The organism is Ochrobactrum sp. Q0168 (genome assembly GCF_016427605.1).
In the GTDB taxonomy this organism is placed as follows: Bacteria; Pseudomonadota; Alphaproteobacteria; order Rhizobiales; family Rhizobiaceae; genus Brucella.
The window spans coordinates 18,088-29,607 of the sequence record NZ_JAELXQ010000014.1; the positions used below are offsets into that span (position 1 = coordinate 18,088).

The window sequence follows — 11,520 nt, forward strand, 5'->3', positions numbered from 1 at the left end:
ACTTTTGATTTTATTTCAACGTCCGAAAGCGCGCGCCGGGATGATAATCCGGCAAGCGGCTGCCGGCACCGAAGAGACGGTTGCGCAGACTGGATTTTTCGTAAGATGTCTTATAGCGACCACGTTCCTGCAAGACGGGCACAACCAAATCGACAAAATCGTCGTAACATTCCGGCGTGACCGTACGGGCGAGATTGAAACCGTCGATTTCCCCGTCGTCGATCCAGCTTTCCAACTCATCGGCGATGACGGATGGTGTGCCGGCAATCAACGGATAACGTCCGCCAAGCGCAAGTTCTTTGAGAAGGTCGCGCTTGGTCCAGCGTTTCGTCTGCGCCAATTCGGTGGCCGACTGAATCGCGTTCGACGTTCCATATTCGATTGCATCATCGAGATCGTATCGCGAGAAATCGATACCCGTGCTGGCCGAAAAATGCGCCAGTCCCGCTTCCGGGCTGGCATAGCTCAAATATTCCCGGCGCTTTTCCTGCGCTTCGTGCTCGGTTCGTCCTGGAATGATGGAAATTCCGATGAATATCTTGATGTCGTCTGGTTTGCGGCCTTCTGCAACAACCGCCTCGCGCAACGCCCTTGCCGTCGTACGGGCCGCGGCCTTGTCGGTAGCCGTGATGAAAATGCATTCGGCGTGCCGGGCGGCAAACCGCCGACCGCGCCCGGACGTTCCTGCCTGATAAAGAACAGGGGTCCGCTGAACGGACGGTTCCGAGAGGTGATAGCCTTCAATCTGATAGAACGCTCCCTGATGATGGATCGGTCGGACTTTGGCAAAATCGGCATAGATGCGCGCGGCCTTGTCGGCGCGAACGGCATCGTCATTCCAGCTTCCCTCCCAGAGCTTATAGAGCACTTCCAGATAGTCCTCAGCCCTGTCGTAGCGCGTGTCATGCGCGGTCAATGCGCCCTGCCCTACAGCACGTGCGGCGCTGTCGAGATATCCGGTGACGATATTCCAGCCTATGCGCCCATCGGTCAGTTGATCGAGCGTGGAAATGCGGCGTGCAAATGTGTAGGGAGGCTCGGCATTGGCGTTGACCGTGATGCCAAAGCCAAGATTTTCCGTTACTGCGGCCATGGCCGAAACCAGCAGCAACGGGTCATTGACCGGAAGCTGGATCGACTCCTTCAAAGTCAGCTCAACCGATCTCTGATAGACGTCATAGACACCGATAATGTCGGCAAGAAAAATCCCGTCGAACAATCCGCGTTCGAGCGTCTTTGCGAGCGACGTCCAATAACTGATCTTCTTGTAGTCGGTTGACCTGTCACGCGGATGCGTCCACAGGCCATGATTAATGTGCCCCACGCTGTTCATGTTGAACGCGTTGAGAAGTATCTGCTTTTTCATTGCTGTTGTCACTAATCGCTAGATCGCGCCATGGCGCGGTGGACGCTTGCCATTCAGGTGAAAGTTTCCGACCGCCTGATATTTCCAGCGCACCGGATCATGAAGCGTATGTGTGCGGGCATTTCGCCAATAACGATCAAGATTGTCTTCCGACTGCGTTGAAGAAGTGCCCGAAAGCTCGAACAGTTTGTTGGCTGCCAGCAAACTCGCTTTGGTCGTGAGGATGCGAGCCTTGGCCACAGCAATCGAAGCGCGGGCAACACTGTCTTCATCCGGAGCCTGCTGCGCTTCATCCACCGAAGCAGCGGCGCGCTCCACCAAGGCTTCGGCTGCCCGCAGCCGCACGCGAACATGGCCAATCTGGTGCAACAGGAGCGGATCGTCGGAAGCTTTCTCGACATTCGCATCCAGCCATGGGCGTGATCGTTCGCGAACAAAACGCAATGTTTCTTCAAATGCACCGAAGCCAATACCGAGATCGATTGCAGCGTGCATGATCTGGGCGTGGGGGCCAATGGTCGTCGCGCGATCGAACGAAGCCTTGAAAGGCACGATCCAGTCTGGCTCGACTTGCACATTCTCGAAAAGGACGGATCCGCTCCCCGTCACACGCTGCCCGAACCCGTCCCAGTCGTCGATAATCGTTACGCCCAGTGCATTGCGCGGGATAAATGCGAGATAGCTCACATCTTCGCCGCCTTCTTCGGCCACGACCAGGGTGGGAATCCAGTGGGCGTAAATTGCGCCGGTGCAATAGAATTTCTCGCCGCGAACGTACCAGCTCGTCCCATCGCGAACCAGACGGGTACGGCGCTTGAAATCGCGCTTACCGATTTCGGCAAGAGCGTTTCCAAAGCGATCTCCGGCCAGCACCCGCCCGAAGAAAAACCGTTTCTGCTCTTCCGAACCGCCGACGCGCAGCACCTCGAGCGCATAGAAATGGTTCTGGGGGATTTGTGCCAGCGAGCCGTCTGCCGCAGCAATGATCGCGATGATCCGCGCCAGGGTAACGGTAGAAACTTCGGCTCCGCCATAGGCCCTCGGCACCGTCACCCCCCAAAAGCCGCTGGCGCTATATGTTTCCAGTTCGCTCCAGGGCAGCAATCGCCCGGCATCACGCGCGCTTGCAGTGCGGGCAAATTCGACCGCCAATTGTCTGGCTGCGGCGATCGCCTCGCCATCGCTAGCTATCAAGGTGGGCCGTGCAGCGGCTTCTGGGGCTGCATGCGTGGCTGGTTGAGACCGTGCATTCATCGCTTCGTCCGCCTCTATCAGTTCCATTGATGGCGTACCGGAAGGGCACCATTCAGATAATAATTTCCGAGAAGATGATACTTCCAGCGCACCGGATCGTGCAGTGTATGCACCCGCGCATTGCGCCAATGCCGGTCGAGCCCATGCGCTGCACGCGTGGCGCTCGATCCGGCAAGGTCGAAAAGCTTTTCACTGGCTTCGAGCACGATTTCGGTCGTGAGGATTTTCGCCTCAGCCACAGCAACCGAGGCTTTTGCACTGGTTTCCGCAGTGACGGGCTGCACACTCAATGCGTCCAGAATACCGGCAGCATGATGCAGTAACGCCTGCGCTGCTTCCAGTTCCGTCTCCAGATGGCCGATTTCATGAATGATGGTCGGATCGTCCGCAGCTCTTTCCAGGCCCGAATCCATCCAGGGTCGCGCGCGGTCACGGACAAAAGCCATTGTTTCGTCGATGGCGGCACGCGCGATACCCGCGTCGATTGCCGCCTGAATAATCTGGGAAATCGGCCCCCACAGCCCCGGCTGATCGGCAGCGGGCCAGACGGGCACGACCTGTATCGGCTCTATCGGAACATCATCGAATTCCACCGTTCCACTCGCTGTCGTACGCTGACCGAAGGACGACCAGTCGTCAATGACAGTCAGCCCCGGGGCATCGAAACGAGCCCACACTTGCACGGGGCGACCTTCGTCATCGATAGCGCGCGTCGGAATCCAGTGTGCAAACAATGCGCCCGTCGAGTAAAATCGCTGTCCGGTGAGCCTTAATCCTCCAGGCTTGGCTGTTACACGTGTCGCGACATGGCTAATCGACTTGCGTCCCCGTTCAGGACCCGCATTACCGATCCGCTCTCCTTTAAGGACATCGGCATAGAAGCGCTGTTTTTGTTCTTCCGAACCGAGATCGCGCAAAAGCGCCAGCACGCCAAAATGGTTTTGCGGAATCTGCCCGAGCGAAGGATCTGCGGCGCAGAGAATTTCAAACACGCGAACCAGCGTTACGAAGGAAAGTTCGGGGCCGCCATAGGCTTTCGGCACGGTAATGGTTCCCAGGCCGCTTGCGCTATAGGCTTCGATTTCATCCCATGGCAGAATGCGGTGTTTATCGCGCAGGGCCGCATTCTTGGCAAAACGGCTTGCCAGCGTTTCGGCTGCGTCAATAGCCTCTTCGTCCGTTGCAATCGGGCGCACCGCCGTTGCCGGCGCGGGGCGTCTGGTATGATTGGCGCGACGCTCCGCGACGATGCTCTTCCTGCCCATTCAATTCTCCTCGTTCATCTATCGATTGCGCAATCGCTGTACCGCAAAGTCACCTGCGAACTGCACGATTGTGACCATGGCAATCAGCACTACGATAACGGCCAGCATGACGGTCGTATCGAACCGCTGATAGCCATAACGAATAGCCATGTCGCCCAGCCCGCCAGCTCCGACGGCGCCCGCCATCGCCGAAGCGCCGATCATGGTCACGACCGTTATGGTAAAACCGCCTACGATACCGGGAAGCGCTTCAGGAAGTAGCACATGACGCACGATGTGCCATTTGCGGCAGCCCATCGCCTGAGCAGCCTCGATCAGGCCCTTGTCCACTTCGCGCAGGCTGACTTCCGCGATACGCGCAAAGAATGGCGTCGCGCTGATCGACAGGGGAACAATGGCTGCCCACACGCCAATCGTAGTACCCGTCACAAGTCGGGTCAGCGGCAACAGCGCCACCAGAAGGACAATGAAAGGCGTGGCGCGAAATCCGTTGACGACAGCAGAAATGATCCGGTTCAACTTTGGCGCCTCGAAGAAGCCGCCGGGTGACGAAACAACCAGAAACACCGCGATGGGAATTCCGATCACCAGCGCAATCAATGCCGACACACCAACCATATGGACCGTATCGATAAATGCCAGCCAGAGGCGGCTATACATTGCGGCGGACATAACCGAGTATCCTCACGCTGCCGACCTGCCCGCGCAGGGCGTCGATATTTTCAGGCACAACATCCCTCGCCGCGATCAGAAGCGTTCCATGAGCATGTCCCTGGATACGGTCGATGGAACCGTGCAGCAGGCTGAGAGAGCAGCCTAGCACCGTTGCCAATTGCGAAAGGTCCGGTCCGGCTCGCTCCCCGCCCGTATAGCGAATTTCCAGAACCGTCTCACCGCCGCTTACGGGCGAGGTCTCAAGATCAGCCGCGATATCGTCGGGCACGTCATGCTTCAGCGGTTGCAGCAAGGCGCGCGTAGCCGCATGTTGCGGCGCACCGAAGACCTGCCAGACCGGCCCCTTCTCGGCAATGCGGCCCTCTTCCAGAACAAGAACATTGTCGCAAATCTCACGGATAACGCTCATTTCATGTGTGATGAGAACGACCGTTAATCCCAGCCTGCGATTGATATCCTTCAGCAGTTGCAGAATGGAAAGCGTTGTCTCCGGATCGAGTGCCGATGTTGCCTCGTCGCACAGCAAGATTTCGGGCTTGTGCACAAGCGCGCGGGCAATGCCGACGCGCTGTTTTTGCCCGCCGGAAAGACGAGACGGGTAGACGTTATGCTTGCCCTCCAAACCGACCAGAGCCAACACTTCGTCCACCCGTTCGTTGATTTGCGGTCTCGGCACCCCGGCGACTATCAGAGGAAGCGCCACGTTCTGCCAGACTGTCTTGGCGGACAGGAGATTGAAATGCTGGAAAATCATGCCGATACGGCGGCGCAACGCAACAAGTCCGTTTTCATCCAGACGCCCGATGTCCTGTCCATCGACGAGGACACGGCCTTCTGTCGGCTCCTCCAGGCGATTGATCGTTCGAAGCAGGCTGGATTTACCTGCCCCGCTTCGACCGATTATGCCGAATATGCCACCGGCGGGGATCGCAAGATCAATGGCTTCAAGTGCATTCACTGAACCGACGGATGAGACATAGGTTTTGCTCAGCCGTTCGAAACTGACCGAACCGGCGCGGATCGCAGGAGCGACGGCTGATGTCGCCACCGCCATTGCTGCGGAACGTATCGGCCTTGCCGTCGTCCCGAAAACCTCTCCGCTCAGTGCTGCCATGAGAGCGTGTAGAGATTGCCGTTGGAATGGTAGGCCTTGTCGGCAGCCTGACGGACAGCATCCGAATGCTGATAAAGCTCCACCAATTTCTTGAGTGTCGGGTCGTCCTTGCGATCTTCCTTAACCGCGAACAAAATCGCAAAACGACGGTCATCGATGCCCGAATAGAGCAGCCCTGAACCCGGATCGAACAGACCGGAAGCGGCGATGAAATGCGGATAACCGAGCGCCAGATCGACATCGCCGGTTACTCGCGCCAGTTGTGGACCCTCAACCTCGGTGAAGGTGAGGTTTTTCGGGTTCTCAACAATATCGTCAAGCGTGCCCTGAAAGCCGACGCCTTCCCGCAGCTTGATCAGACCGGCCTTCTCGATCAACAGCAGTCCGCGCCCCTGATTGACCGGGTCATTGGCAATCGCGACTTTTCCATTCTGCGGTATCTCATCGAAGCTTTTGTGCTTGAGCGAATAAAGTCCAATATTGGCAAGAATGCCCGTTCCGACGTCACTCAGCTTGTAACCACGGTCCTTGATCGCATTATCGAGAAACGGACGATGCTGGAAATAATTGACATCGATATCCCCGGCATCCAGCGCAACATTCGGCGTGGTCCAGTCGGTGAATTCGACAGGCTGGATTTCAATACCCGCTGCCTTCGCTTCGGGTAAAAGCGCCTCGACCGTTTCGGCGTAAGCTCCCGGCACGACCCCTATCTTCACCGTCTCGGCATGAGCCGCAGCCGTAACCGATAATGCAAGTGTCGCAACGACACTGAAAATCGCTAATTTCATCATAATCCCCTCGTCGGAGTGGCGATTTCGGACAGCGGTTGCAATCTCTGCTTCCGTTGATCGTCACACGGCCCTAAATAGCTTCGCCGAGCAGATTTTCAGGCCTAAACTCGCGCTTGATGGAAGGTTAATCGATATTTTCTATAAAAAAAGTATTCTATTTTCAAACTTGCGCTCAGCGAAGAAAATCCATTCCAAAAATGCAAGCCACCGAAACATTGGGTACAACAAGGAAGAAACGAAACAGTTATCCCGACAAGGAGAGCAAAGCTCGTGCCGGTTCCGCTTACGGGAAACAGCACGTTCAATCTAAATGGAGTACTGAACTTGCTGATAGAAAATCTCCATTTCGGCGACAAACCGGCCAAAAGAAATTAAATCTAAAATTTCTGACACCGCGCAGCGACGCATTTCTTTATGACGCCCCACCTCTCTGCAACGATAAGATATGGATAATATCAAGGTCATATATCTTATTATCGCTGCGCTGCCGTTTTTGTGCTGGGCGCTGATCCTGTGGGTAATTTCCTTACCTCAGACAGCAAAGCGATCGGAGGACAACAGAGGTCTGTTGGTGCCGAACAATGAATGTCCGATTGAGGTTATCGCCAATCCATACGGATTGGTTTTTCCCCTCGTCTTAGTAGAACCCGCCCGCAGTCAACCATACGTCTCCGGTAATAACTGGCGCTAGTGGACTAGAACTATCAATAAACCGACTGCAGCAATTGTGACGAAGCCGAAGCAGGGATCTTGAGTCTTGTCGTATCGGGTTGCGACCAGACGCCAGTTGTTGGGCTTATGGCAGTGTTTATTCTTTAATTGCAGCAACGCATTGGCCCTTGGACGAACTGATCCATCCTGAAATTCGGCGACATTGACGATATGGAGATCGCAGTCGAGATCATCGGCGGGAAGCGTAACGGGGTCTATTACCTGTAAATAGACTATCTATTCACTCAATTTCGTGCAAAAGCATGCGCGCCAACCATTGGCGACTATCGGTGGAGTGTTCATGCTGACGAAGAAGGGCAAATATGGTTTGAAAGCACTGGCGCATCTTGCCTTGCTTGAACCCGGCGAAAGCGCGTTCGTCGCCGAGATTGCTTCCAGGAACAATATCTCCAAAAAATTTCTCGACGCGATTCTTCTGGAACTGCGCAACGACGGCATCCTGCGTTCCAAAAAGGGCCCCGGTGGCGGCTATAGCCTTTCCAAACCGGCAGCCGATATCACGATAGGCCAGGTGGTCCGCGTTCTCGACGGACCGCTCGCACCCATCCGCTGCGCAAGCCGCATGGCGTATCAGCCCTGCGAAGATTGCGAAGATCACCGCGCCTGTCAGGTGCGCCGGTCAATGCTGCTCGTGCGCGAAGCCATCGCCGGCGTTCTTGATTCCATGACGCTGGAACAATTCGCCCGCAACGGTGGCCTCGAAGACGACAGCACCGCGCCGGAATGGGCCAAGTTAAGCGCCTAAACTCAGCCTGATATAATGCCTCAAAGCCTCTAGCAGTTGCGCTGTCGGCTAAATCGCGCATCTTTAGCGTCGAGTTTTTCAAATAATTACCGTGCGGCGCTTAGATGAAGCGTCAGTAGTTCAGGAGGGGCCAGCGCAATATTCGTACAAACCACCATTATCGACAGTGGCTGCCATCCTGACTACGCTCATGAATACCTTTATATTTTCTGACGTCGTTGACGGTACGCGCGCGCACTTGCCTGATCTCCACATGGAGACATGGCACACCAAACCCGATTACCTGCCCGTGATTTATCAACGAACATCACATGACAGCGGGGCGAAGCGCATTGTTTGATGCGCGTGCGATATGGCCCGGTGAAAACATCAATAGCATCGCGTGCGATAACGCCAAGAATTTCGTTCATTTCGGCTGGCTCGGGCGGCTCGGCACTACAGCCATCGCAAGCAATACGCAAAACCGGCATACCTGAACGGGCATGAGCGTTGATCAAGGCAATATCCGACACCGAAATCTCACTTTGATTGATACGATTGTCGGCCAGTCTGAATATTGCCTCTCGCAAAGATTTGGTCTTTGCAAGCTCCTCGTCCGTCACAGAACCTGCAAGCGGTGGTAACGCCGCTTCACAAAGCCATCGGTCGAGAAGTGAGGGCTCCGAAAGGCGGTCAATACCCTTGGTTCTGTCTTTTGACGCCGCGACTGTCGCAACAAGATTGAGCGCAACACTATCCGAGCGAAACAAGAAGCGCCAGCTTCCTTTTTTCCGGCGTTCTTTCGGATGCCTGGATTTTGCGTCAGTTATGTCCATCAGTTCGCTCTTTGCGTGACAGGCCGTCCAGCTTTGAAAGCTGGACGATACTTATGAGATAAGTGCTGACAAAATCAACTGTTCGCCGAAGGTGTCGCCAACTCCAGATCAACGGCATATCTGCCAATTTCCTGTATTTTTACAGCCACAGGATCATGCAGCGTGTAGATACGAGCATCACGCCAATAGCGATCCAGCCCTTGCTTCAAAGTCGCAGAACGCGCGCCAACGGCTTCAAAAATGCGCGATGTTACTGACAGCGCTGCTGCGTCCGAAGCAACCTTGGCCTGTGATATGAGATCAGCAATCTCGCCACGGCGTTCCGGTGTCAAACGGTTCTCATCAATGTCTGCAACCAGTTCGCCAAACGCCTTGTTGGCGACAGTTGAAAGCGCAAAAGATGCGTTGGCTGAGGTGATAGAATTGCCAATTGTATCGGCGATATAGTCCGGCACTGATGTGTTCTGGCCGTTTTTGCGCAAGTGCAATTGCGACAATGCAGTATCAATTGCCCCTAACGCCGTTCCATTGAGAAAATTGACGAACATGATCTGAAAAGCCAGCGAGCCTATCGATTCATTGAGGGGACGCTTTGTTGGATCGGCTGCCGATGTGCTGAAAATCGCGTCATCCGGAATAAATACATTTTCAAATACCAGACTGCCTGAAGCGGAGCGACGCGCACCAATGCCATCCCAGTCATCAGCATGGACAATGCCCGGTGTTGACGCATCAAGAACGAACGTCAAACGTTCCTCATGGCTATCGGGCGCGCGATAGCTTTCACCAACGACCAGCCGGTCAGCTGTGTGTGCGGCAGTTGCGAAGCTTTTCCTGCCATTGGCAAAATATCCGCCATCAACCCGCTTAAGGTCTGCGGCAGGACCACCTGGATTGTTGGCACCACCCCAAAGTGTCGGCGTCCGCAACGAATCTGCCACGGCTTTTGAGAACACCGGCCCACGCCCGGCAATCTCAATACGCAGAAGATGCATATAATTATAACCGAGAAGTGCTGCACTCGATAAATCGATGCGTGAAATTTCCCGGATTGCAAAAAGGGCATGTTGCCAGCGTGTGCCGATCGCTTCCCGACGGTCGTCAGCTTTGCGAAACAGCGCCAGACCATCATCAATGGTTAGTACTGCCAGACCGGACTGCCGAAGAAGTGCTGCTTCCTCAACGGGGGCGGAACCTTTACGGTCCCGCTCTACCACATGCGGCGCAAGCTCAGTTTTAACCTGCTCGACACGCGCCCGGATGTCCGCCTCGATTGGCGGATCAAACCATTGCTCATGTCGGAAAGATTGGGCATGTGCATTCATGGTTTCACATCCAAAACGGCCTTACCATGCAAACGCCGGTCAAGAAGGGCGGCGACAGCCTGGTCAAACTGGTTCCAGTCGCCGCGCCACTTAACTTCTGTCTTGAGCTTGCCCTCAGCCAGCCATCGCAGCAGTGCCGTGAGATAAGAGCCTACCCGATACTCGGAAATCAGGAAGCCATGAATGTGACGCCCAACCGGACCAACCGTGCCGAGATGACCAAACACTGCGTCTTCCCCTGAAGCCCAGCCGAGGCTCTGCACATTGCCATGACGGTTAAGAAGCTTGAAAGATTGCACGAGTTGCGCCCCGCCGACACTCTCGATCACCAGATCGATGCCTTCCTTCACATCATCAAGGCTGGTCACAACAAGGTCCGCACCAAGTTCTGTCAGACCCGCTGCACTGGCTTCCGATCCCACAGAGGCGATAACACGCGCACCACCCAGCCGTGCGAGCTGGATTGCAAAGCGGCCTACGCCGCCAGAAGCACCGGTGATCAGAACTGTCTTGCCGAGAATAGGCCCACCAAGCTGCAAGGTCGCCAGCGCCGTAACAGCTGCCGTTGGCAGGGTTGCAGCTTCTGCCGGATCGACACCCTCCGGAATGACCGCGATATCCTCAACATGCGCAATGCGCTTTTCAGCCCAGGCTCCAAGTGGGGCGCGTGTGACAACCAATGTTCCAATGGAAGGCGCTTTGGTTTGTGGGCCAACGGCTACAATCACACCGGACGCATCCCACCCAAGAACCGTACCATCAGCCTCAAGACCGCGCGCACCACGCCGGGTTTCACCGAAATTCAGCGAGGTGTGTGTGACATCGATAAGCACTTCCCCATAACCCGGCTCAGGGGTCGGTCGCGTGGCGAAACGCAGACCGCCGGACGTTGCCTTATCTGTCTCGATAACTCGAATGGTCATGCGGTCATCCTTTCCAGACGTCCTGCAATCGAAGCGCCGCGGGTAACGACGTTATAAACAAAGCTGTTAAGCTCAACACGCTGGCGCAGGTCTTCCAGCTCAGCGTCAGATGCGGGAGACTGGATTTTCGCGGTATAGCGAAGTTCCAGATCAACTGGCTCGCTTGAGCCTGTTCCGATTTGTCCCGGTTTGCTGACAGCTTCAGCGACAACTTCCAGCGCATCGATCTCGATATCGAGCAGGGAAGCCTGAATGAGAAAGCCATGATTGAGGCAACCAGCAACAGCGCCGATCAGCAATTCACCCGGGGCTGGACCAAGATCAAAGCCACCGCCAGCGGGCGATCCATCGGTGATAATCTGAAAATCACGAATGAAAAGACGACGGATACCGCTGCGTCCTTCGGCCACAACGCTGGCGGAAAGCTGGCCGGTGCCTGCAGGCTGTCCCTTTCGTGCGTCGTGCAGCTTTCTCTTGTGTCGGATATATTTCGTCAGACCACTGGTCATAAG

Annotated in this window: 11 protein-coding genes and 1 pseudogene; 2 read left to right on the forward strand and 10 right to left on the reverse strand. The window is 55.5% G+C overall.

Annotation, left to right across the window (positions count from 1 at the left end; all coding sequences use genetic code 11):
• Window positions 1-10: 10 nt before the first annotated feature.
• The 6 genes from JAU75_RS18775 to JAU75_RS18800 are packed head-to-tail and all read right to left on the reverse strand — an operon-like array spanning window position 11 to window position 6,465.
• Window positions 11-1,366, reverse strand: a complete 1,356-nt coding sequence (locus JAU75_RS18775) for an LLM class flavin-dependent oxidoreductase (RefSeq protein WP_199057986.1) — start codon at window positions 1,364-1,366, stop codon at window positions 11-13.
• A gap of 18 nt (window positions 1,367-1,384) precedes the next feature.
• Window positions 1,385-2,647: an SfnB family sulfur acquisition oxidoreductase gene (locus tag JAU75_RS18780; RefSeq protein ID WP_371836207.1), complete on the reverse strand. Its 1,263-nt coding sequence runs from the start codon at window positions 2,645-2,647 to the stop codon at window positions 1,385-1,387.
• Window positions 2,638-3,885 (reverse strand): SfnB family sulfur acquisition oxidoreductase, encoded by a 1,248-nt coding sequence (locus tag JAU75_RS18785; RefSeq protein ID WP_199057987.1) that lies wholly within the window; start codon window positions 3,883-3,885, stop codon window positions 2,638-2,640. Before JAU75_RS18785 ends, JAU75_RS18780 begins: the two co-directional genes overlap by 10 nt.
• 18 nt (window positions 3,886-3,903) lie before the next feature.
• Complete coding sequence (locus JAU75_RS18790) at window positions 3,904-4,557, reverse strand: methionine ABC transporter permease (protein WP_199057988.1); 654 nt, start codon at window positions 4,555-4,557, stop codon at window positions 3,904-3,906.
• The gene (locus JAU75_RS18795; RefSeq protein ID WP_247880545.1) at window positions 4,538-5,614 is read right to left on the reverse strand and encodes an ATP-binding cassette domain-containing protein; all 1,077 of its coding nucleotides are present in this window, start codon (window positions 5,612-5,614) and stop codon (window positions 4,538-4,540) included. The genes JAU75_RS18790 and JAU75_RS18795 overlap by 20 nt, the downstream gene beginning before the upstream one ends.
• 47 nt (window positions 5,615-5,661) lie before the next feature.
• Window positions 5,662-6,465 (reverse strand): MetQ/NlpA family ABC transporter substrate-binding protein, encoded by an 804-nt coding sequence (locus tag JAU75_RS18800; RefSeq protein WP_199057990.1) that lies wholly within the window; start codon window positions 6,463-6,465, stop codon window positions 5,662-5,664.
• An 845-nt stretch (window positions 6,466-7,310) separates the two neighbouring features.
• On the opposite strand from JAU75_RS18800, the pseudogene JAU75_RS18805 reads away from it, so the two are divergent.
• A pseudogene (locus JAU75_RS18805) lies at window positions 7,311-7,407 on the forward strand (iron ABC transporter ATP-binding protein); the annotation flags it as partial.
• Between the two features lie 73 nt (window positions 7,408-7,480).
• Complete coding sequence (locus JAU75_RS18810; RefSeq protein WP_199057991.1) at window positions 7,481-7,945, forward strand: Rrf2 family transcriptional regulator; 465 nt, start codon at window positions 7,481-7,483, stop codon at window positions 7,943-7,945.
• 200 nt (window positions 7,946-8,145) lie between these two features.
• On the opposite strand, the gene JAU75_RS18815 is transcribed toward JAU75_RS18810, so the two are convergent.
• The 4 genes from JAU75_RS18815 to JAU75_RS18830 form a co-directional block, all read right to left on the reverse strand.
• The gene (locus JAU75_RS18815) at window positions 8,146-8,760 is read right to left on the reverse strand and encodes an ABATE domain-containing protein (RefSeq protein WP_199057992.1); all 615 of its coding nucleotides are present in this window, start codon (window positions 8,758-8,760) and stop codon (window positions 8,146-8,148) included.
• A 74-nt stretch (window positions 8,761-8,834) separates the two neighbouring features.
• Entirely contained in the window at window positions 8,835-10,085 is a 1,251-nt protein-coding gene (locus tag JAU75_RS18820) for a hypothetical protein (protein WP_199057993.1), read from the reverse strand.
• The gene (locus JAU75_RS18825; RefSeq protein WP_199057994.1) at window positions 10,082-11,008 is read right to left on the reverse strand and encodes a zinc-binding dehydrogenase; all 927 of its coding nucleotides are present in this window, start codon (window positions 11,006-11,008) and stop codon (window positions 10,082-10,084) included. The genes JAU75_RS18820 and JAU75_RS18825 overlap by 4 nt, the downstream gene beginning before the upstream one ends.
• Complete coding sequence (locus tag JAU75_RS18830) at window positions 11,005-11,517, reverse strand: OsmC family protein (RefSeq protein WP_199057995.1); 513 nt, start codon at window positions 11,515-11,517, stop codon at window positions 11,005-11,007. The genes JAU75_RS18825 and JAU75_RS18830 overlap by 4 nt, the downstream gene beginning before the upstream one ends.
• Window positions 11,518-11,520: the final 3 nt, after the last annotated feature.

Bases quoted from the DNA above. Each gene is read 5' to 3' on its own strand.
- JAU75_RS18790 (WP_199057988.1), bottom strand. From the start codon at position 4,557: ATGTCCGCCGCAATGTATAGCCGCCTCTGGCTGGCATTTATCGATACG.
- JAU75_RS18785 (WP_199057987.1), bottom strand. From the start codon at position 3,885: ATGGGCAGGAAGAGCATCGTCGCGGAGCGTCGCGCCAATCATACCAGA.
- JAU75_RS18820 (WP_199057993.1), bottom strand. From the start codon at position 10,085: ATGAATGCACATGCCCAATCTTTCCGACATGAGCAATGGTTTGATCCG.
- JAU75_RS18775 (WP_199057986.1), bottom strand. From the start codon at position 1,366: ATGAAAAAGCAGATACTTCTCAACGCGTTCAACATGAACAGCGTGGGG.
- JAU75_RS18780 (WP_371836207.1), bottom strand. From the start codon at position 2,647: ATGGAACTGATAGAGGCGGACGAAGCGATGAATGCACGGTCTCAACCA.
- JAU75_RS18825 (WP_199057994.1), bottom strand. From the start codon at position 11,008: ATGACCATTCGAGTTATCGAGACAGATAAGGCAACGTCCGGCGGTCTG.
- JAU75_RS18795 (WP_247880545.1), bottom strand. From the start codon at position 5,614: ATGGCGGTGGCGACATCAGCCGTCGCTCCTGCGATCCGCGCCGGTTCG.
- JAU75_RS18815 (WP_199057992.1), bottom strand. From the start codon at position 8,760: ATGGACATAACTGACGCAAAATCCAGGCATCCGAAAGAACGCCGGAAA.
- JAU75_RS18830 (WP_199057995.1), bottom strand. From the start codon at position 11,517: ATGACCAGTGGTCTGACGAAATATATCCGACACAAGAGAAAGCTGCAC.
- JAU75_RS18810 (WP_199057991.1), top strand. From the start codon at position 7,481: ATGCTGACGAAGAAGGGCAAATATGGTTTGAAAGCACTGGCGCATCTT.
- JAU75_RS18800 (WP_199057990.1), bottom strand. From the start codon at position 6,465: ATGAAATTAGCGATTTTCAGTGTCGTTGCGACACTTGCATTATCGGTT.